Raw genomic sequence first — 20,381 nt, 5'->3', positions numbered from 1 at the left:
GAAGCGGACCACCCCGTAGGGGGTGATCCGCTCTCCAGCGTAGTTCAGATGCCGTCTGACGACGGGCAGGGGAACCTAGCGGGCTGCGTAGTACTCGACGACGAGCTGGACTTCACACGTCACGGGGATTTCGATGCGCTTCGGGCGACGCACGAGGCGGGCCTGCAGCTTGTCGATCTCAACCTCGAGGTACGGCGGGAGCTTCGGGAGCACGTCGACGTGTCCGCCGGCAGCGGCGACCTGGAACGGTTCCATGCCCTCGCTGCGAGCCTTGACGTGGATGAGCTGGCCCGGCTTCACGCGGAAGGAGGGGCGGTCGACGAGCTGGCCGTCGACGAGGATGTGACGGTGTACGACCATCTGGCGGGCCTGAGCTGTCGTGCGGGCGATTGCCGCGCGAACGAGGAGTGCGTCGAGGCGGGTCTCGAGGATCTCGACCAGGTTTTCACCGGTCAGGCCCTGGGCGCGACGAGCTTCTTCGAAGGCGATCTTGAGCTGGGCTTCGCGGATGCCGTACTGGGCCCTTAAGCGCTGCTTTTCGCGGAGACGCACGGCATAGTCGGAATCGGTCTTGCGCTTGGTGCGACCGTGCTCGCCCGGAGCGTACGGACGCTTCTCGAGGTAGCGGGCGGCCTTCGGGGTCAGGGCGATGCCCAGGGCCCGCGACAGGCGGGTCTTACTGCGGGTACGTGACTTGGTAGACACGGTGTCCTTTCAATGGAACGAGCAACAGAAAAGGTGGAATCCAGGGCGCCCGCACGTGAGCAGGCGTCATGGGAGATCAGAGGGGTGTGCCACGGGGTGCCCGGCTACAGGGCTCCCTCTCCAACCTGGAATCGGACACAGCCGCATACCGATGCCAGTTGTAGGCCTCAAAAGAATACCACACCGGACCCCGGCGGCCGTGCCGGTGCGGGACGGGGCGCGGGAGTGCATTCGGCCCTGTCGCGCGCGCCCGCCGTCAGTCGCCGCGGATGATCCGGCGCAGCTTGCCGAGGCGTGCCGAGACTTCGCGTTCGTTGCCGTGTTCGGTGGGTTGGTAGTAGCGGACCGCCTTGAGTTCGTCCGGCGGATACTGCTGCTGCACGACTCCGACGGTGTCGTCGTGCGGGTAGCGATAGCCCTTGCCGTGCCCGAGTCGTTTGGCGCCGGCATAGTGGGCATCGCGCAGGTGCTTCGGCACCCGGCCGGTTTTGCCGGCGCGGACGTCAGCGATCGCCGCGTCGAGCGCCATGTACGCGGCGTTGGACTTGGGTGCGGTCGCGAGGTGCACGACGGCCTGGGCGAGCGGGATCCGCCCTTCCGGCATCCCGATCAGCTGCACGGCGTCGGCTGCGGCGACCGCGATCACGAGGGACTGGGGGTCCGCCATGCCGATGTCCTCCGAGGCGAGGACGATGATGCGGCGCGCGATGAACCGCGGGTCTTCCCCCGCCTCGATCATCCTCGCGAGGTAGTGCAGGGATGCGTCGACATCCGATCCGCGTACCGACTTGATGAAGGCACTGATCACGTCGTAGTGTTCGTCGCCGTTGCGGTCGTAGCGCAGCAGCGCCCTGTCGACGGCGAGGGCGACTGTGTCGCTCGTGATGACCGGGCGAAGGTCCGGCTCCGGCGCTTCGGGATCGACACCGTCATCGTCATCGTTCACGGTGCCCGATGCTGACGTCCCTGACAATGCAGAGAAGGATGCCGCCTCGAGCGCCGTGAGCGCACGGCGGGCGTCGCCGGAGGCAAGCCTGATGATCGTGGCACGGGCGTCCGGTTCCAGCACGAAGCGATCGGCGAGACCCCGGGCATCCGTCACGGCCCTGTCGATGACGACCCCGAGGTCCTCGTCGCTGAGCGTTTCGAGGGTGAGCAGGAGGGACCGGGACAGCAAGGGCGCGATCACGGAGAAAGAGGGATTCTCGGTCGTCGCGGCGACGAGGATGATGACCCCGTTTTCGACCCCGGGCAGCAGTGCGTCCTGCTGGGCCTTGCTGAACCGGTGGATCTCGTCGAGGAAGAGCACGGTCGACAGTCCGTAGAGGTCGCGGCTCGTGCGCGCCTCCTCCATCACCTGCCGGACGTCGCGCACGCCGGCGGACACGGCGGAGAGTTCGACGAAACGACGGCCGGAGCTGTGCGCGATCGCCTGGGCGAGGGTCGTCTTCCCGGTGCCCGGCGGACCCCAGAGAATCACCGAAACCGCGCCGCGCTCCCCCGACTTGTCACTGGCCAGGCTGACCAGGGGCGAACCTGGGGTGAGAAGGTGCCGCTGGCCGGCGACTTCAGCGAGGGTCGTCGGGCGCATCCGTACCGCGAGGGGTGTTGCGCCGCTGCGCAGTCCGGGTTGTCCATCGACCATGCCTCAAGCGTAGTTCGCACCGCTGACACCGGCGTCCGAGCTGCGGTCCTCTCGTTGTAGAGTTCAAGCTGGTTGCGGAACGAGTCCGCGCGGATTCCCGGAGGACAGCCGTGGCAGCGAACAAGAAGCAGGATCGCGACGAGCGCGAGGCCCGCATCCGGGTTCGCGCATACCAGGCACGCCGGGCTGTTCACGAACACCAGCAGTCCCGCCGCCGCAGGGACAACATCGTGGCAGGCATCGCCGTCCTCGTCGTCGCCGTGCTCGCCGTCGTCGCCCAGGTCTACTTCTTCAACGGCGGTCCCGGCACCCCGGCGCCGAGCTCCTCCGCAACGGCAGCACCCACGGCCACACCGTCGGCGACCCCGACCGCTGCGGCCGGCGCGAACACCGGAACCGTCCCTCCGAGCACGCTCGCCGAGGGCCGCACCTGGACGGGCACCCTCGGCCTCAACGGCATCAACCTCGGGATCGAACTCGACGGCGCGGCGGCCCCGCAGGCGGTCTCGTCCACGATCAGCCTCGTCCAGTCCGACTTCTACTCCGACCTGACCTGCCACCGCCTGACGACCTCGGGCATCTACGTGCTCCAGTGCGGCGACCCGGCAGGCGACGGCTCAGGCGGCCCCGGATACAGCTATGGGCCCGTCGAGAACGCGCCGGCCGACAACGTCTACCCGGCGGGATCGATCGCGATGGCACGCCAGAGCGCCAATGGGTACAGTCAGGGCAGCCAGTTCTTCATCCTCTACGAAGACTCGACCATCCCGGCGGATGCCGCAGGCGGCTACACGGTGATCGGCCATGTCACGAGCGGGCTCGACCAGGTGAAGGCGCAGATCACGGACGCCGGAGTCGCAGACGGTTCGACGGACGGCGCCCCCAAGGTCACCACGTTAATCAGCGCCTTCAGCGTCCAGTAGTTCCAGCCGTCCGGGCCTTGCAATAGGCTTGACCGGGTATTGGCCCAGTGTGGGCACACACACATCGACATCTAAGGTGAGACTCTTGACTACGACAGATCAGCAACCATGGGGTCGCGTAGACGAATCCGGCACGGTTTTCGTGCGCGAAGCGTCGGGCGAACGCGCGGTTGGCCAGTATCCTGACGCGACGCCGGAGGAGGCCCTGGCCTACTTCGAGCGCAAGTACGTCGAACTCAACGGACAGGTCACCCTTCTGGAACAGCGCGCCAAGGGCGGCGCACCGGCTGCGGACATCGCAAAATCGGTCTCGCACCTCGCGAAGACCGTTGCGACCGCCAACGCCGTCGGCAACCTCGCGGCCCTCGTGGAGCGTCTCGGCGCCCTCGGCGGCGCCGTCAGCGAACTCACGGAGCAGCAGGGTGCCGAATCGAAGGCCGCCGCAGTGGCCGCCGTCGCCGAACGCGCCGCGATCGTCGAGGAGGCCGAGGCGCTCGCAGCAGAAGACCCGGCCAAGACGCAGTGGAAGCAGACGAGCGCAGCGCTCGACGCACTGTTCGCCAAGTGGCAGGCGCACCAGCACGATGCCCCTCGCATCCCCAAGGGTGAGGCCAACGAGCTCTGGAAGCGTTTCCGCGCTGCACGCACGACCATTGAGCAGAACCGTAAGGCATTCTTCGCCGAGCTCGACACGGCGCACAAGGACGTCCGTAACCGCAAGCAGCAGCTCATCGAGCAGGCGGAGGCCCTCGCGCCGAAGGGCGCAGACGGGATCCCCGCCTATCGCACGCTGCTCGACGAGTGGAAGCTCGCCGGCCGCAGCGGCAAGAAGCAGGACGACGCCATGTGGGCGAAGTTCAAGGCCGCCGGCGACGTGCTGTACTCCGTCAAGTCTGAGATCGACGCCCAGGACGACGAGGAATTCGCCGGGAACCTCGTCGAGAAGCTCGCGCTCCTCACCGAAGCCGAAGCGCTCCTCACCGAAACCGACCGCACCATGGCCCGCACCGCGCTCAGCTCCGTGCAGCGCCGCTGGGACGCGATCGGCAAGGTTCCCCGCGACTCGGTCAAGGTCGTCGAAGATCGCATGCGCAAGGTCGAAGCGGCCGTCCGCAAGCTCGATGACGATCACTGGGTTCGGAACAACCCGGAGACCAAGGCGCGTACGGAGGGCCTCGCCGGCCAGCTGCACGACGCGATCGCCAAGCTCGAGGCCGAACTCGCGACCGCAGAGGCAGGAACCGATGCCCGCGCGATCACGGACGCCCGCGAGGCGCTCGAGGCCCGCAAGGCGTGGCTGAAGGCCATCGGTCAGTAAGCCGCAACCCGCGGAGTCCGTCCACAAGCGACGGGGCTCCGGCAGCTGTCCACAGATGCCGGAGCCCCGTCGCTTTCGTGCACTCCCGGGGCGCACCCTGTCCAGGTGCGCATCCGACTCCCCGACGTCCTTTCCCCGGGCGATCTCCCCCTCGCAGAGCTCTCGAGCCTGTGCCTGGACGGAGAGCTGTTCCGCGTCGGCGATTTCTGGAGCCCGGTGGACCTCGCGGAAGACCGGGACCAACGGGCGCGGTCCCTCGCCCTCCTGGTGCCGGCCAGGGCGATCGCGGAACGGCTGACCGCCGCGTGGATCTACGGCCTCGCTCCCGAGCCGGGGCGCCACCAGTTCTGCGTGCCCATCACGGCGCGGGCGTACTTCCCACCGTCACCGCGTTTCGGCGTCCGCGAGGTTGTCTGTGACCTCGAGAACACGATCCGGGTCGGCGCCCGCACCGTGCGCAGGGACGGTATCCTGCCGGGCGGCCTTCTCGTCACCCGGCCGCTGCGCACCGCACTCGACCTCGCGCGCTGGCCTCCCCCGGAGTCTCCCGCCCCGTCAGCCCTGATCGCGGCACTGCTCCGCCTGGCCGGCCACCCGGACACCTCGGCGGCGAGGCGCGCCTGCGCCATCGACCGCCTCCCGTACACCCACAGGGCGCTCGTTCAGCTCGACGCCGCGGAAACGGCCATGCAGGCGCTCGGGGACCCTACCCGTCGTTGACGCGATAGACGTCGTAGACGGCGTCGATGCGACGCACGGCGTTGAGTACCCGGTCCAGGTGGGTCGTGTCGCCCATCTCGAAGACGAAACGGCTGATCGCCAGCCGATCGCTCGAGGTGTGCACGGTCGCGGAGAGGATGTTGACGTGATGCTCGGAGAGCACCCTGGTCACGTCCGACAGGAGTCCTGAGCGGTCGAGGGCCTCGATCTGGATCTGGACCAGGAACAGGCTCTTCGACGTGGGGGCCCAGTCGACCTCGATCATCCGCTCCGGCTCCTTGAGCAGCGACTGCACATTGCGACAGGATGCCTGGTGCACGGAGACTCCGGCGCCGCGAGTGATGAAGCCGACGACCTTGTCTCCCGGAACCGGGGTGCAGCAACGGGCGAGTTTGACCAGGATGTCCGGCGCGCCGCGGACGAGGATCCCGGAGTCGCTGTTGCGCAGCGTCTGGGTGCGTCCGTTCGGCGCGAACGGCAGATCGGTCGCATCGCTCTCCTCGACGCTCTGCAGGGTCGCGACGACCTTCTCGAGCACCGACTGCGTGCTGATGTGCCCCTCGCCGACGGCGGCGTAGAGCGCGGAGACGTCCTCGTACTTCATCACCGCTGCGACCTCGGCGAAGGAGTCCTGGTTCATCAGCTTCTGCAGGGGAAGGTTCTGCTTGCGCATCGCGCGGGCGATGGCGTCCCTGCCCTGTTCGATGGCCTCGTCGCGGCGTTCCTTGGTGAACCACTGCCGGATCTTGTTTCGGGCCCTCGGGCTCTTGACGAAGTTGAGCCAGTCCTTGCTCGGCCCCGAGTCCGGGTTCTTCGAGGTGAAGACCTCGACGACGTCACCGGTGACCAATGGGCTCTCGAGGGGTACCAGCCGCCCGTTGACCTTGGCACCCATGGTGCGGTGGCCGACCTCCGTGTGCACGGCGTAAGCGAAGTCGACGGGGGTCGCTCCCGTCGGCAGGCCGATCACCCGGCCCTTCGGGGTGAAGACGTAAACCTCTTTGGCGCCGATTTCGTAGCGCAGCGAGTCCAGGAACTCGCCGGGGTCCGCGGTCTCGGCCTGCCAGTCGGAGATGTGCGCGAGCCAGGCCATGTCGGTGTCGCTCTGCGGGCCGGGCCCCGAGCTCTTGCCCGTGGTCTGTTCCTTGTACTTCCAGTGCGACGCGACGCCGAACTCGGCACGCTGGTGCATCTCCTGGGTGCGGATCTGGATCTCGACGGCGCGACCGCTCGGGCCGAGCACCGTCGTGTGCAGGGACTGGTAGAGGTTGAATTTGGGTGTGGCGATGTAGTCCTTGAACCGGCCGGGCAGCGGCGTCCAACGGGCGTGGATCGCACCGAGCACGGCGTAGCAGTCCCGAACCGAGTTCACGAGGACACGGATGCCGACGAGGTCGTAGATCTCGTCGAATTCGCGTCCCCGCACGACCATCTTCTGGTAGATCGAGTAGTACTGCTTGGGCCGTCCGGCGACCTTGCCGCGGATGCGCGCGGCCTTGAGGTCTTCGACGATCGCGTCGATGACGTGCTGCACGAACTCCTCGCGCTGTGGGGTGCGCTGCTTGACGAGGCTTTCGATCTCGGCGTAGAGCTTCGGATACAGGACCGCGAAGGACAGGTCTTCGAGCTCCCACTTGATGGTCTGGATCCCGAGGCGGTGCGCGAGCGGGGCGTAGATCTCGAGCGTCTCCGTCGCCTTGCGCACCGCGGACTCTGCGGGAACGAATCCCCAGGTGCGCGCGTTGTGGAGCCGGTCTGCGAGCTTGATGATCAGTACCCGGATGTCCTTGGACATCGCGACGATCATCTTGCGAACGGTCTCGGCCTGGGTGCTGTCGCCGTACTTGACCTTGTCGAGCTTCGTCACGCCGTCGACGAGCATCGCGATCTCGTCGCCGAAGTCGGCGCGCAACTGGTCGAGGGTGTACTCGGTGTCTTCGACGGTGTCGTGCAGCAGGGCGGCGGCAACGGTCTTCGGACCGATGCCGAGGTCTGCGAGAATCTGGGCGACGGCGACCGGATGGGTGATGTACGGTTCTCCGCTGCGGCGCACCTGCCCCTCGTGGGCGCGTTCCGCCGCGGTATACGCGCGCTCGATGATCGACAGGTCGACCTTCGGGTGGTGCATCCGCACGGTCCGCAGCAGGGTGTCCACGGCGCCGACCGGCTGGGCGCGGGAGAAGATCCGCGGAACGAGGCGTCGGAGGGAAGCGGCGGGCAGCGGCGCGTTCGGTGGCGGTGTCGTCGTTTCCGTCATCTCACACCTCGTTCGCGAGCGCCCGGCCATTCCCGGGCATCCAGCAATTATCGCGCCTTTTTCGACCGCTCCGTGCCGCTCCCCTCGAATTCGCCGGGGAGCGGCGCTATTGGCGGTGATCCGGTGCGGCTAGACGGTGACGCGCACGTCCGTCTTCGGCGCGGAGGACGCCTTGGCGCGCAGGGCGAGCGCCTTCTTGTCACGCTTGCGCACTCCGGGTTCCATCGTGCGGAGCTGGGCGTACAGCGGAGATGCGATGAAGATGGTCGAGTACGCGCCGGCGATGATACCGATCAGGAGCGCGAGCGAGATGTCGCGCAGCGTTCCCGCCCCGAGCACGAACGCGCCGATGAAGAGGATCGAGCCGACCGGGAGGATCGCGACGACGGAGGTGTTGATGGAACGCACGAGCGTCTGGTTCACCGCGAGGTTGACAGAGTCTGCGAAGGTCCTGCGCGATTCCGGTCCGTCTTCGCGGGTGTTCTCTCGGATCTTGTCGAACACCACGACGGTGTCGTAGAGCGAGTAACCGAGAATCGTCAGGAACCCGATCACCGCGGCCGGGGTGATCTCGAACCCGGTGATCCCGTAGAACCCGGCCGTGATGATGAGGTCGTGCAGCAGCGCGACCATCGCGGCGAGGGACATCTTCCAGGTCCTGAAGTACAGGGCCATGCCGATCGCGGCGAGGACGAGGAAGATCCCGAGGCCCCTGAGTGCCTGACCGGTGATGTCAGCACCCCACGACGGGCCGATGAACGATGCCGTGACCTGCTCGGCGGGCACGCCGTACGCGTCGGCGAGTGCTGTGCGCATCTGCCGGGTCGCGTCGCTCGACAGCTGGTCCGTCTGAATGCGGATGCCGGTGGTGCTGACGTTCGACACCTTCGGGACCGCGGAGGGCTCGATGCTCGTCACGGCCTTGACCGCGAGCGACTGGTCCTGGGTCGCGACGTCGCTCACGACGAATTCGGAGCCGCCGGTGAATTCGATACCGAAGACGAAGCCGCCGCGAAGCTGGGGCACCACGAGCGCGATCAGGATGGCGATACCGGCCAGGGAATACCAGACCTTGCGACGCCCGATGATGTTGAAGGAGCGCTTGCCGGTGTGCAGGTCGTTGCCGAACTGGGAAAAGCTCGCCATTAGGAATCCTTCCCGTCGGTCGACCGATCCGAGGAGGATCCGACGAGTTCTGATGCTTTCCGCTCGGCGATGGTCTGGCGCTTCGCGGCCTCACGGCTCGCGGACGACAACTTGGCGGAGGCGACCTCGTCTGAGGGCCGGAACTTCGCCCTCCCCCGGTAGGTGGCTCCGAGAGCCCTCGGGTCCAGGCCGCTGAACCGGTGGCCCTCGTTGAAGAAGCGGGTCTGGGCGAGCAGCTGCAGGACCGGGTGGGTGAAGAGCGCAACGACGACGACGTCGACGATCGTCGTGAGCCCGAGCGTCAGGGCGAAGCCCTTCACGTTTCCGACGGCGACGATGAAGAGCACGCCCGCGGCGAGGAAGTTGACCGCGTCGGAGGCGAGGACCGTGCGGATGGCGCGCTTCCAGCCCGCTTCCACGGCCGATTCCAGCCCGCGGCCGTCGCGCAACTCGTCGCGCACTCGTTCGAAGTACACGATGAACGAGTCCGCCGTGATTCCGATGGCGACGATCAACCCCGCGACACCGGCGAGGGAGAGCCGGTAGCCCTCACGCCAGGACAGGATCGTGATCAGCAGGTAGGTGATGACGGCGGCGACGACGAGCGACGCAACCGTGACGAAACCGAGCAGTCGGTACTGCAGGAGCGAGTACAGGACGACCAGGATGAGTCCGATCAGGCCGGCGATGAGGCCGCTCACGAGCTGGGTCGAACCGAGGGTCGCCGAGATCGTGTCCTGGCTCTGCACGGTGAAGCTCAGCGGCAGGGCTCCGAACTTCAGCTGGTCCGCGAGAACCTTCGACGATGCCTGATCGAAACTGCCGCTGATCTGGGCGTTGCCGTCCGTGATCACGGCGAGGGTGCGTGGCGCGGAGATGACCTTGCCGTCGAGCACGATCGCGAACTGGTTCTGCACGCCGGTGAGGCCGCTCAGCCGGGTGCTGACCGTCGCGAAGTCCTTGGTGCCCTGATCGTCGAACTTGATGTTGACGACCCACTCGCCGGTGGTGGCACCGGACTGGGTCGTCTTCTGGCCGTTGGTGGCGTCGGAGACGTTCTCGCCGCTGACCTCCACCGGCCCGAGGATGTACTTGACCGAACCGTCTGTCTCACAGGTCACGAGCGGCTGGTCGGCCGGTGCGACGTTGGAGGTGTCGATGGTCGAGCAGTCGAAGGCGTCGTACTGCGCCTGGAGCGCCGGGGTCACCCAGCTGAGATCGCTGCCGTTCGTCGGTACGGCCGTCGGCGTGCTCGACAGGCTCGGGTCGACCGTGGCTACCGGAGTCGGCGTTGCGGTGCCGTCGGCGCCGACAGCTGCCGTCGACGGGGCGGCGGCGACCAGGACCGGGCGGAACTCGAGCTTCGCGGACGATTCGATCCGGTTGATGGTTGCGTCGTCCGGGATTCCCGGGATCGACACGACGATGTTCTGGCCGCTCGTGTTGATCTCCGCCTCGGAGACACCGGAGGAGTCGATGCGCTGCCGGATGATCGACACCGCCTGGTTCAGCTGCTCCTGGGAGACGGACTGACCGGACTCGAGCTTCGGCGCGAGGATGATCTGCGTGCCACCCTCGAGGTCCAGGGCCAGCTTGGGCGCCCAGGACCCTCCGGCGGTGAGGACACCGAAGAGGTTGACTGCGACCAGGCCGATGACGATCACCCCCAGCCACGTCAGGGAACGCCAGGCCTTCTTGGCCGGAGTCGACTTTGCCACCTTGGAACTCAGCTTTCTATACGCGTGCGGGCGCCACAAGGACGCGAGCCGGGCGAGGGTTGGTTACGCGTCGCCCTTGGTGGGGTCGCTCTTGGTCGAATCGGTTGAGGGGGCCTCGTCGGCGATGCGCTCACCGAACTCTGGTTCGCCCAGGAGGATCGCGTCGTCTTCATTGAGCCGGGCCGCGCGGGCGTCGTCGGTCGACGACTCGAGTTCGGCATCGGCTTCGTCGGCGGACTCGTCGGTGACGGCGGGCTCGACGACGCGGGAGATCGCCTGGCGGTGCATCTGGACGACGGTTCCGGGAGCAATCTCGAGCTCGACCTTGTTTGCTTCCTCGTCGATCGACAGAATGGTTCCGTACATACCGAAGTTGGTCATGACGTTCGCGCCCGCGACCATCTGCGACTGCAGCGACGCCTGTTCCTTCTGGCGCTTGCGGCCGTTGCGGAACATAAAGAACACCAGCAGCGCCAGTACGGCGAGCATGACGAGAGTCAACGGATCCATAGTGCAGCAAAGCCTTTCAGTTGCGGCGCGGTGGCCGAAGCGTGTGCGTACATGCGGCTCGGAGCGAACCACATCGAATTATAGGTCATCAAGCGGAAGGGCGGGTTGGCGGCCGACGTCGTTCGGATCGGCGAGCCCGAAGTGCCGCCAGGCGGCTGCCGTGGCCACGCGGCCACGCGGGGTGCGCGTGAGGAAGCCTATCCGTACCAGGAACGGCTCAACGACCGACTCGACGGTCTCGGCTTCTTCCCCCACCGAGACGGCGAGGGTGTTCAGTCCGACCGGCCCACCCCCAAAACGGGTAAGGATGATGTTCATGACCTCGCGGTCGAGCCTGTCGAGGCCGATCGGGTCGACGTCGTAGAGCTCGAGGGCCGCGTGGACGGCCGCCAGGTCGGCGGCACCGCCATGGACGAGGGCGTAGTCGCGCACCCTGCGCAAGAGCCGGTTCGCGATACGCGGCGTTCCCCTGCAGCGACCGGCGATCTCCGCGATGGCCTCCCTGTCGATGTCGAGGTCGAGCATGGTCGCCGCGCGGGCGAGGACCTGTTCCAGCTCCTGGCTGGCATAGAACTCGAGGTGCGCCGTGAACCCGAACCGGTCGCGAAGCGGGTTCGGGAGCATCCCGGACCGTGTCGTCGCGCCGACGAGGGTGAACGGGGCGAGGTCGAGCGGCACGGACGTGGCGCCTGCGCCCTTGCCCACCATGATGTCGATGCGGAAGTCCTCCATTGCGAGGTAGAGCATCTCCTCTGCGGACCTCGCCATCCGGTGGATCTCGTCGATGAAGAGCACTTCCCCTGGCACGAGGGAGGACAGCACCGCTGCCAGGTCGCCGGCGTGCTGGATGGCCGGACCGCTCGACATGCGCAGCGGGCGGTTGCCCTCGTAGGCGATGATCATGGCGAGCGTTGTCTTGCCGAGGCCGGGAGGGCCGGCGAGCAGGATGTGGTCTGGTGTGCGATTCTGCATCGTTGCGGCGGTGAGCATGAGCTGCAACTGGCCGCGCACCTTCTGCTGGCCGACGAATTCCGCGAGGCTCCGCGGGCGGAGCGCGCCCTCGAATGCCAGCTCGGCCTCACCCTCGAGCAGTGGGCTCGTGAGCTCGACCCCGGGGTCCGGCGTCGCCGCGAACTGGTCCGATGTCACTGCCGGTCCTCCGAAGCCTGGTGCGCCGGTCCGAGCCGGGCGAGGACGAGCCTCAGCAGGGCGGCGACACCGATCAGGTCGGGTTCGGCGGCCTCGGCGAGGGTCTCCCTGACGGCTTCCTCCGCGACGCGCTCGGACCAGCCGAGGCCGATCAGGGCGGCCTGGACGCTCGCTGCGGGGCTTGCCACGGCAGGACGCCTGGTGCGGGGTGCGCCGTCGACGGCCGAAACCACGACCTTGCCGGCCAGGGACAGGATGATGAGCTTCGCGGTCTTCGGCCCGATGCCGCTGACCTTGCGGAAGACGGCGTCGTCTTCACCTGCGACGGCCTGGGCCACCTGGTTCGGGGTGAGCACGGCGAGTACGCCGAGCGCGGACTTCGGGCCGACCCCTGTGACGCCGATGAGAAGTTCGAAGACGGACAGCTCGTCGGCGGTCGCGAAACCGTAGAGGGTGAGCGAGTCCTCCCTGACCAGCAGGGTTGTCAGCAGGCGCGCCTCGCTGCCGTGCCGGAGGCCGAGGGCGGTCGTCGGCGTCACCTGCACGGCGAGCCCGACTCCCCCGACCTCGAGCACCGCCGTCGAGCCAACGGCGGTGAGGACGAGTCCACGTACGGAAGAGATCATCGCTTAAGCCTACGGGGCACCGCCGACGCTGCCGCTCCGCGCTCCGCGGCGCGCCACGCAGCCTGTGCCGGCGTGAGTGCGCCGCCCGCGAGTCCGTCCGTCGTCGGAAGGGTGCCTCCTGATGCCCCGGTTCGCCAGGCGTGGCAGATGGCCAGTGCGAGTGCGTCCGCGGCATCCGCCGGTTTCGGGACCTCGCTGAGGCCGAGCACGCGGGCGACCATGGCGCCGACCTGGGCCTTGTCGGCCGAGCCGTAGCCGGTGATCGCCGCCTTGACCTCGCTCGGGGTATGCAGGGTGACCGTGAGGCCGCGCTGGGCGGCGAGCAGGAGGGCGACCCCGCTGATCTGGGCGGTGCCCATCACCGTGCGCACGTTGTGCTGGGCGAAGACGCGCTCGATCGCGACGAAGGCCGGCTTATGCCGGTCCATCATCTCCTCGAGTCCTCGGCTCAGCAGCAGCAGGCGCTGCTCGAGTGGCAGGTCGGGCGAACTGCGCAACACGGTGACGTCGACGAGGGTAGCCGTGCGGTTCGGCGCGACGTCGACGACACCGACGCCGCAACGGGTGAGCCCGGGGTCGATTCCGAGCACCCGCACGGCCACCGTTGACTACTCGTTCTCGGCTTCGAGCTCAGCGGAGACTGCGGCAGACACGGCGTAGTTGCTGTAGATGTTCTGCACGTCGTCGAGTTCCTCGAGTGCGTCGATGAGCTTGAACACCTTGCGAGCGGTCTCCGCGTCGACGTCGATCGTGAGCTGCGGGACGAAGGCGATATCGGCCGAGTTGTAGTCGATTCCGGCGGCCTGCAGTGCCGTACGGGTCGCCACGAGGTCCTGGACCTCGCTGAAGACCTCGAAGGTCTCCCCCTCGTCGACGACTTCTTCGGCACCCGCGTCGAGGACCGCGCCGAGAACGTCGTCTTCGGTCACGCCGTTCGCCTTGGAGACGACGACGATTCCCTTGCGGTGGAAGTTGTAGGCAACACTGCCCGGGTCGGCCATGTTGCCGCCGTTGCGGCTGACCGTCGTGCGGACTTCAGCCGCAGCGCGGTTCTTGTTGTCGGTGAGACACTCGATCATGATGGCGACGCCGTTTGCGGCGTAGCCCTCGTACATGATCGTGGTGTAATCGACGACGACGCCGGCGAGGCCGGCTCCGCGCTTGACCGCACGGTCGATGTTCTCGTTGGGGACCGAAGTCTTCTTGGCCTTCTGGATCGCATCCACAAGCGTCGGGTTACCCGACAGGTCGGCGCCGCCCATCCGAGCGGCGACCTCGATGTTCTTGATCAGCTTGGCGAAGGCCTTGGCCCTCCGTGAGTCGGTGACCGCCTTCTGGTGCTTGGTAGTCGCCCACTTGGAATGTCCGGACATGAATCTCCCGTTGTCGTGCTTGGCTGTCTGATTGTGGTGCCGGCCGTCTGCCGCCAGTGGCAGAAAAGCGAATTCGTCGCACCAATGCGCTGTTGGCCAGTCTAACCCGAGGTGCCCGATCCGCCCCGCCGGAGCCGTCCGGCAGGCGTGGCGGACGCCCTGACGAAGCAGGGAGGATCAGAGCGTGATGATCTTCTGCAGGGTGTTCAGGTTGCGGGTCGTCGTCGTGGCGCGGTATTTCACCTTGGCGCTCTTCTTGCTGAAGGCGCTCTTGATTCCGACGGCACGCCGGACCTCCCAGTAGAGGACGCCGTGGCCGAGTTCGATCCGCTCGTCCGCCTGGTCGAGCTCCCTGGCATGGCCGGCGAGCTCCGCGAGGTGGGAGGGGTCAGAACCGAACATGACGTAGGCGTGCCAGCCCTCCCGTTCCGGGAACGGGTAGGACCGCACCTCGCGGGCGAGTTCTGCCTCGTCGATCAGCACAATCCAGGCCTCGTAATCGAAGCGCTCCGACAACGCCGCCTCGATCCGGCTCTTGATCGCGTCCGGTGAAGCCTCGGCCGCCTCGTCGACTGTGAAGACGACGTTGCCGCTCGCGACCACCGTCTTGACGTCCGAGTAGCCGAGGCCCTCGACGGTCTTCACGAGATCATTCATGGCCACGGTTATGCCGTTGACATTGATTCCCCTGAGCAGGGCTACATATCTCATCATCGTTGACTCATGCCAGAACCCTAGTCCCGCAGCCGGCAGGCGGGAAACCCCGGCCGGATCAGCCGAGGAAGCGGGCGGCCGCGACCGTTCCGAGGAAGTACTCGTGGAAGCGGTGCTCCCCCGTGATCTCCGGGTGGAACGAGGTGCCGAGCAGGCGCCCCTGCTCGACCGCGACGCAGCGGCCGTCGGCGAGCCGCGCGAGGGCCCTTGCCTTCGGACCGACGGTATCGACGACCGGGGCGCGGATGAACACCGCGTGCACCGGCGCATCGCCGAGCACCGGTACCTCCAGATCGGTCTCGAAGGACTGCGTCTGGGAGCCGAAGGCATTGCGCCGGACGCTGATGTCGAGGCCGCCGATGCTCTCCTGGCCGCGAATGCCGTCGACGACGGTGTCCGCGAGCATGATCAGTCCCGCGCAGGTCCCGTAGACCGGGAGGCCGGCCCTGACGGCGGCGCGCAAGGGATCGGCGAGGCCGAAGGCCCGCGCGAGCTTGTCCATCACGCTGGATTCGCCGCCCGGAATCACGAGCCCGTCGACGCGGGCGAGTTCTTCTGGTCGGCGCACCAGGACGACGTCCGCTCCGAGGGTGCGCAACACCTGCGCATGCTCGCGGAAGTCGCCCTGGAGGGCGAGTACTCCTACCGTCACCTGTTCGAGCTACCAGCCGCGCTCGGAGAGGCGGTGCGGTGCCGCGAGGTCGGACACGTTGATGCCGACCATGGCTTCGCCGAGGCCGCGAGAAACTTCGGCGACGATCTTGGCGTCGTCGAAGAAGGTGACGGCCTTGACGATCGCGTTGGCGCGCTGCTCCGGGTTGCCGGACTTGAAGATTCCGGAGCCGACGAAGACGCCGTCCGCGCCGAGCTGCATCATCATCGCGGCGTCTGCAGGGGTGGCCACGCCGCCCGCGGTGAAGAGCACGACGGGGAGCTTGCCGGTCGCGGCGATCTCGACGACGAGCTCGTACGGCGCCTGCAGGTCCTTGGCCGCCACGTAGAGCTCGTCCTTGCTGAGCGAAGCGAGGCGCTTGATCTCGGCGTTGATGGTGCGGATGTGCTTGGTCGCCTCCGAGACGTCGCCGGTGCCGGCCTCGCCCTTCGACCGGATCATCGCGGCACCCTCGTTGATGCGGCGGAGCGCCTCACCGAGGTTGGTCGCGCCGCACACGAACGGCACGTCGAACTTCCACTTGTCGATGTGGTTCACATAGTCGGCCGGGCTGAGGACCTCGGACTCGTCGATGTAATCGACGCCGAGCGCCTGCAGGACCTGCGCCTCGACGAAGTGACCGATGCGGGCCTTCGCCATCACGGGGATGGAGACCTCGGCGATGATGCTGTCGATCAGGTCCGGGTCACTCATCCGCGCGACGCCGCCCTGGGAGCGGATGTCCGCGGGAACGCGCTCGAGCGCCATGACGGCGACGGCTCCGGCATCTTCGGCAATGCGGGCCTGGGCTGCAGTGACGACGTCCATGATGACGCCGCCCTTCATCATGTCGGCGAGTCCGCGCTTGACGCGGCTCGAACCAAACTGCTCGATGGATGTTGTTTCAGTCATAACGTGAATTCTATTCCTTGCGTCTGGTGGGAACTCCGCGAGCAGCGGCTGCGGGAGCGGGAATGGTAGGGATGGGTGGAGCTAGTCCTCGTCGCGCGGCCAGCCGTCCGCGACCATCCGGCGGACGTCGCCGAGCAGCTGCGGAATGGCCTTGGTCTTCGCGATGATCGGGAAGAAGTTCGAGTCTGTGGCCCAGCGCGGAACGATGTGCTGGTGCAGGTGTTCGGCGATGCCCGCTCCGGCGACCCTGCCCTGGTTCATCCCGATGTTGAAGCCGTCGCAGTTGGAGGTCACGGCGAGCACGCGCATCGCCACCTGGGTCAGACTACCGATCTCGGCGACTTCCTCTGGCGTTGCTTCGTCATAGGTCGCAATGTGGCGGTACGGGCAGACGAGCAGGTGGCCGCTGTTGTACGGGAACAGGTTGAGGAGCACGTACGCGTGCGTGCCGCGGGCGACGATGAGCGCCTTCTCGTCGGTCATCGCCGGGGCGAGGCAGAACGGGCAGGCGTCGGCGTGCGGCTGCGTGCCGTCCTGGATGTAGACCATCCGGTGCGGCGTCCACAACCGTTGGAAGGCATCCGGTACGGCCGCGAAGTCGCTGGACGATTCGATCGTCTCGTCTCCGGCGTCCATCTCAGACCTGCGCCTTCGTTGCGATCGCGTCGACGATACGGGCGATCGCATCCACGACGGGGATGCCGTTCTCCTGGGTACCGTCCCTGAAGCGGAAGCTCACCGATCCGGCCGCCCGGTCGTCTTCGCCTGCGATCAGCTGGAACGGCACCTTCGCCTTGGTGTGGGTGCGGATCTTCTTGGGCATCCGGTCGCTCGAGGTGTCGAGTTCGGCGCGCACCCCGAGTGCCTTCAGCTGCCGGATGACATCACCGAGATAGTCCTCGTACGCTTCGGCGACGGGGATGCCGACGACCTGGACCGGGGACAGCCAGACCGGGAAGGCGCCGGCATAGTGCTCGAGGAGGATAGCGAAGAAGCGCTCGATGGAGCCGAGCAGGGCACGGTGGATCATCACCGGCTGCTGGCGGGTCCCGTCGGAGGCGGTGTACTCCAGGTCGAAGAGTTCCGGCTGGTTGAAGTCGAGCTGGACCGTGGAGAGCTGCCAGGTCCTGCCGATCGCGTCTCTGGCCTGCACGGAGATCTTCGGGCCGTAGAACGCCGCTCCGCCCGGGTCGCTGACCAGTTCGAGCCCGGACTCGACGGCGACCTGCCTGAGGGTCTCGGTTGCCTCGTCCCACTGCTCGTCGGTGCCGACGAACTTCACCGGGTCCTTGGTGGAGAGTTCGAGGTAGAAATCGGTGAGCCCGTATCCCCGCAGCGTCTCGAAGACGAACTCGAGCTGGCTGGCGACTTCCGCCTTCACCTGGCTCGCGGTGACGTAGATGTGGGCATCGTCCTGGGTGAGCCCGCGCACCCGGGTGAGGCCGGACAGCGTTCCGCTCTTCTCGTACCGGTAGACGGTTCCGAATTCGGCCAGACGCAGCGGAAGTTCGCGGTAGCTGCGGCCCCGCGCCTTGAAGATGAGGTTGTGCATCGGGCAGTTCATCGGTTTGAGGTAGTAGTCCTGGCCCTGCCGGGTGATGTTCCCCTCCGCGTCGACCTCTTCATCGAGGTGCATCGGCGGGAACATGCCGTCCTTGTACCACTGCAGGTGCCCGCTGGTCTCGAACAGGTGCGCCTTGGTGATGTGCGGGGTGTTGACGAGGTCGTAGCCGTTCGCGAGCAGCTGCTCGCGCATGTAGTTCTCGATCTCCGCGCGGATGATCCCGCCCTTGGGGTGGAAGACCGCCAGTCCGGAACCGATTTCCTCCGGGAAGGAGAACAGGTCGAGTTCCTGGCCGAGCTTGCGGTGGTCGCGCTTGGCGGCTTCCTCCTGGCGAGCCTGGAAGGCGCGCAGCTCGTCCTTGGTCGGCCAGGCGGTCCCGTAGATGCGCTGCAGCTGCGGGTTCTTCTCCGAGCCGCGCCAGTATGCGGCGGCGAGTCTGGTCAGCGAGTATCCGTTGCCGATCATGCGGGTGTTCGGCAGGTGCGGGCCACGGCAGAGGTCTTTCCAGACCGTCTCGCCCGTCTTCGGGTCGACGTTGTCGTAGATGGTGAGCTCGGCGCCGCCGACCTCGACCGATTCGTTGTCCGCGGTGGCCGCGACGGCGCCGCCCTTCAGCCCGATCAGCTCGAGCTTGTACGGTTCCGCGGCGAATTCGGCCCTGGCGTCGTCATCGGTCACGACGCGCCGCACGAAACGCTGGCCCTGGCGGATGATGCGGTCCATGGCCTTCTCGAGCGCCTTGATGTCTTCTGGCGTGAACGGCACCTCGACATCGAAGTCGTAGTAGAAGCCGTCCGTCACGGGCGGACCGATCCCCAGGCGCGCCGCCGGGTTGACGTTCTGCACCGCCTGGGCGAGCACGTGCGCTGCCGAGTGGCGGAGGATGTTCAGGCCATCCGGCGACGAAATCGTCACGGGTTCCACGACATCCGTCTGGGTCAGCGTTGCGGCGAGATCCTTGAGCTCACCGTTGACGCGCATTGCGACAACAGACCGGTCGGTGAAAAGCTCAAAGCCGTCAGCCACGTGTAGTACTCCTCAGTATTGTGCGAACCCCTCCAACTTTAGCGGCGCGGTCGCGACCGGGATTCCCGTGCGGCTCGGGCGGCTGCCAGGCTCAGGCCACGAGGACGGTGTCGTGCGCACGCAACGGCACGGGTGCCCCCTGCGGCAGCCGGCGGAAGAGATGCCCGATGACGTCCGGTGAACAGGCGATCACCTTGACGAGCCCTGGCCGGTCACGGGCGAGAGTCGGATCGGATGCGAGGGTGACCGCCAGGAGCCCCGCTCCGCCGTCGAGGAGCGGGGAGAGCCCGGCGGCGATCCGCGGGCTGACGTGGCCGACCGGGCGCCCGGTCGCAGCGTGGACGGCGATCCCACGGGGGCCGGACCCGTGCGCCTGCTCGCGGACGAGCGCGACGACCGAACCGGGCTGGAGGAGTCCCTCCCGTGCGACGATCGTGCGCTGGTCGACATTGTGCAGCCAGAAGCTCCAGATGCCGAGGCCGCGCAGGTGGCTGTTGCCGAGCGCGACGACCCGGCCGGTGCTGGGCTCCGTCAGCCACAATTCACCGGCGTCGGCGGCGAGGTACAGGGTGGGCAGTCCTTGCGCATCGGCGATGAGCAGGCGGTCCCAGTCCTGCGGCGGCAGGTACCTGCTTGCCGGCACCCCGCGACGGGGGGCCCTGCTGGCGCCCGGGCGGTCGGTGACGTCAGCGCCGACGACGGCCGGGAAGTCGGTCGCCCGGCGGCCGAACCGGATGCCGTGCGGCACCGTGTGCGAATTCATGGCGAACCTCCCCCTTGAGAGTGCTGCACCAGACTCCGGACCGGTATCCCCATTCCGGTGGACGTTAAACGAAAAAACCCCCGGGGTAACCGGGGGTTTATCTGTGGGCGATACTGGGATCGAACCAGTGACCTCTTCCGTGTCAGGGAAGCGCGCTACCGCTGCGCCAATCGCCCAAATCTAGTGCTTCAAGAACTTCGTTCTCCAAGACTGGAGGTGGATACGGGATTCGAACCCGTGTATACGGCTTTGCAGGCCGCTGCCTCGCCTCTCGGCCAATCCACCGTATTCGGGTTCATACCAAAGAGAATCGGCCTTTCGGCCGATTCAATTCGAGCGGATGACGAGATTCGAACTCGCGACCCTCACCTTGGCAAGGTGATGCGCTACCACTGCGCCACATCCGCAACTGCGCGCATTTCTGCGTGCTTTGAAGACTGTACCGGTACTTTTCCGGATATACAAACCGAGCGGAACTTGAGCGTGCGGTGGCGCGTCGGTGCACGACAGACGCCCGGTCTGGGCTAGTATCGAGAGTCGCGGTCGAACAAAATTCGCTCGCCGCGGGCGATTGGCGCAGTTGGTAGCGCGCTTCCTTCACACGGAAGAGGTCATCGGTTCGAGTCCGGTATCGCCCACCAGGTAAACATCAGGTCAAAA

At 66.9% G+C, this 20,381-nt stretch carries 19 protein-coding genes and 4 tRNA genes; 4 read left to right on the top strand and 19 right to left on the bottom strand.

Going from position 1 to position 20,381, the window contains the following annotated elements; translation table 11 throughout:
* Nucleotides 1-75: 75 nt before the first annotated feature.
* Complete coding sequence (rpsD, locus tag E3O39_RS03145) at nt 76-705, bottom strand: 30S ribosomal protein S4 (protein ID WP_134449457.1); 630 nt, start codon at nt 703-705, stop codon at nt 76-78.
* A 256-nt stretch (nt 706-961) separates the two neighbouring features.
* Nucleotides 962-2,350, bottom strand: a complete 1,389-nt coding sequence (locus tag E3O39_RS03140) for a replication-associated recombination protein A (RefSeq protein ID WP_134449456.1) — start codon at nt 2,348-2,350, stop codon at nt 962-964.
* 110 nt (nt 2,351-2,460) lie between these two features.
* Between E3O39_RS03140 and E3O39_RS03135 the strand changes: the two genes are divergently transcribed.
* From E3O39_RS03135 to E3O39_RS03125, 3 genes are all read left to right on the top strand, one after another.
* Nucleotides 2,461-3,273, top strand: a complete 813-nt coding sequence (locus E3O39_RS03135; protein ID WP_134449455.1) for a peptidylprolyl isomerase — start codon at nt 2,461-2,463, stop codon at nt 3,271-3,273.
* Nucleotides 3,274-3,358: 85 nt separating this feature from the next.
* Nucleotides 3,359-4,591 carry a DUF349 domain-containing protein gene (locus tag E3O39_RS03130; protein ID WP_134449454.1) on the top strand — a complete coding sequence of 411 codons (1,233 nt, stop codon included), beginning with the start codon at nt 3,359-3,361 and terminating at the stop codon, nt 4,589-4,591.
* Nucleotides 4,592-4,696: 105 nt separating this feature from the next.
* Nucleotides 4,697-5,311: a hypothetical protein gene (locus E3O39_RS03125; RefSeq protein WP_134449453.1), complete on the top strand. Its 615-nt coding sequence runs from the start codon at nt 4,697-4,699 to the stop codon at nt 5,309-5,311.
* Here the strand turns inward: E3O39_RS03125 and E3O39_RS03120 are convergent.
* From E3O39_RS03120 to E3O39_RS03040, 17 genes are all read right to left on the bottom strand, one after another.
* Nucleotides 5,298-7,568 (bottom strand): bifunctional (p)ppGpp synthetase/guanosine-3',5'-bis(diphosphate) 3'-pyrophosphohydrolase, encoded by a 2,271-nt coding sequence (locus tag E3O39_RS03120; RefSeq protein WP_134449452.1) that lies wholly within the window; start codon nt 7,566-7,568, stop codon nt 5,298-5,300. The genes E3O39_RS03125 and E3O39_RS03120 overlap by 14 nt on opposite strands.
* Nucleotides 7,569-7,697: 129 nt before the next feature.
* Entirely contained in the window at nt 7,698-8,714 is a 1,017-nt protein-coding gene (gene secF / locus E3O39_RS03115) for a protein translocase subunit SecF (protein ID WP_134449451.1), read from the bottom strand.
* The gene (gene secD, locus E3O39_RS03110) at nt 8,714-10,432 is read right to left on the bottom strand and encodes a protein translocase subunit SecD (RefSeq protein ID WP_134449450.1); all 1,719 of its coding nucleotides are present in this window, start codon (nt 10,430-10,432) and stop codon (nt 8,714-8,716) included. The genes secF and secD overlap by 1 nt, the downstream gene beginning before the upstream one ends.
* Nucleotides 10,433-10,495: 63 nt before the next feature.
* Entirely contained in the window at nt 10,496-10,942 is a 447-nt protein-coding gene (gene yajC / locus E3O39_RS03105; RefSeq protein ID WP_134449449.1) for a preprotein translocase subunit YajC, read from the bottom strand.
* A 78-nt stretch (nt 10,943-11,020) separates the two neighbouring features.
* Nucleotides 11,021-12,034: a Holliday junction branch migration DNA helicase RuvB gene (ruvB, locus tag E3O39_RS03100; RefSeq protein ID WP_174774635.1), complete on the bottom strand. Its 1,014-nt coding sequence runs from the start codon at nt 12,032-12,034 to the stop codon at nt 11,021-11,023.
* A 53-nt stretch (nt 12,035-12,087) separates the two neighbouring features.
* Nucleotides 12,088-12,717, bottom strand: a complete 630-nt coding sequence (ruvA, locus tag E3O39_RS03095; protein WP_134449447.1) for a Holliday junction branch migration protein RuvA — start codon at nt 12,715-12,717, stop codon at nt 12,088-12,090.
* A complete protein-coding gene (gene ruvC / locus E3O39_RS03090) occupies nt 12,714-13,313 on the bottom strand; it encodes a crossover junction endodeoxyribonuclease RuvC (RefSeq protein WP_174774634.1) in 600 nt (199 codons plus the stop codon). Before ruvC ends, ruvA begins: the two co-directional genes overlap by 4 nt.
* A 12-nt stretch (nt 13,314-13,325) precedes the next feature.
* Complete coding sequence (locus E3O39_RS03085) at nt 13,326-14,090, bottom strand: YebC/PmpR family DNA-binding transcriptional regulator (protein WP_134449445.1); 765 nt, start codon at nt 14,088-14,090, stop codon at nt 13,326-13,328.
* Nucleotides 14,091-14,267: 177 nt separating this feature from the next.
* Nucleotides 14,268-14,801 (bottom strand): DUF1697 domain-containing protein, encoded by a 534-nt coding sequence (locus tag E3O39_RS03080; protein WP_255454130.1) that lies wholly within the window; start codon nt 14,799-14,801, stop codon nt 14,268-14,270.
* A 61-nt stretch (nt 14,802-14,862) separates the two neighbouring features.
* Complete coding sequence (pdxT, locus tag E3O39_RS03075) at nt 14,863-15,456, bottom strand: pyridoxal 5'-phosphate synthase glutaminase subunit PdxT (protein WP_134449443.1); 594 nt, start codon at nt 15,454-15,456, stop codon at nt 14,863-14,865.
* 9 nt (nt 15,457-15,465) lie between these two features.
* Nucleotides 15,466-16,368, bottom strand: coding sequence for a pyridoxal 5'-phosphate synthase lyase subunit PdxS (gene pdxS / locus E3O39_RS03070; RefSeq protein WP_134449442.1), 903 nt, complete (start codon nt 16,366-16,368; stop codon nt 15,466-15,468).
* 81 nt (nt 16,369-16,449) lie between these two features.
* Nucleotides 16,450-17,004, bottom strand: a complete 555-nt coding sequence (locus tag E3O39_RS03065; protein ID WP_174774630.1) for an HIT domain-containing protein — start codon at nt 17,002-17,004, stop codon at nt 16,450-16,452.
* A gap of 1 nt (nt 17,005) precedes the next feature.
* On the bottom strand, nt 17,006-18,958 hold the full coding sequence (gene thrS, locus E3O39_RS03060; protein WP_134449440.1) for a threonine--tRNA ligase: 1,953 nt from the start codon (nt 18,956-18,958) through the stop codon (nt 17,006-17,008).
* A gap of 91 nt (nt 18,959-19,049) precedes the next feature.
* On the bottom strand, nt 19,050-19,721 hold the full coding sequence (locus E3O39_RS03055; RefSeq protein WP_134449439.1) for a hypothetical protein: 672 nt from the start codon (nt 19,719-19,721) through the stop codon (nt 19,050-19,052).
* 104 nt (nt 19,722-19,825) lie between these two features.
* Nucleotides 19,826-19,897: transfer RNA gene (locus E3O39_RS03050), tRNA-Val, on the bottom strand.
* A 35-nt stretch (nt 19,898-19,932) separates the two neighbouring features.
* Nucleotides 19,933-20,006: transfer RNA gene (locus E3O39_RS03045), tRNA-Cys, on the bottom strand.
* 50 nt (nt 20,007-20,056) lie between these two features.
* A tRNA-Gly gene (locus E3O39_RS03040) sits at nt 20,057-20,128 on the bottom strand.
* A gap of 158 nt (nt 20,129-20,286) precedes the next feature.
* On the opposite strand from E3O39_RS03040, the gene E3O39_RS03035 reads away from it, so the two are divergent.
* Nucleotides 20,287-20,362 (top strand) — tRNA-Val (locus E3O39_RS03035).
* The last annotated feature ends 19 nt before the right edge of the window (nt 20,363-20,381 follow it).

The sequence above is a fragment of the Cryobacterium sp. MDB2-A-1 genome, assembly GCF_004402675.1.
GTDB lineage: Bacteria > Actinomycetota > Actinomycetes > Actinomycetales > Microbacteriaceae > Cryobacterium > Cryobacterium glucosi.
This window is presented reverse-complemented; position numbering and strand designations above follow the sequence as displayed.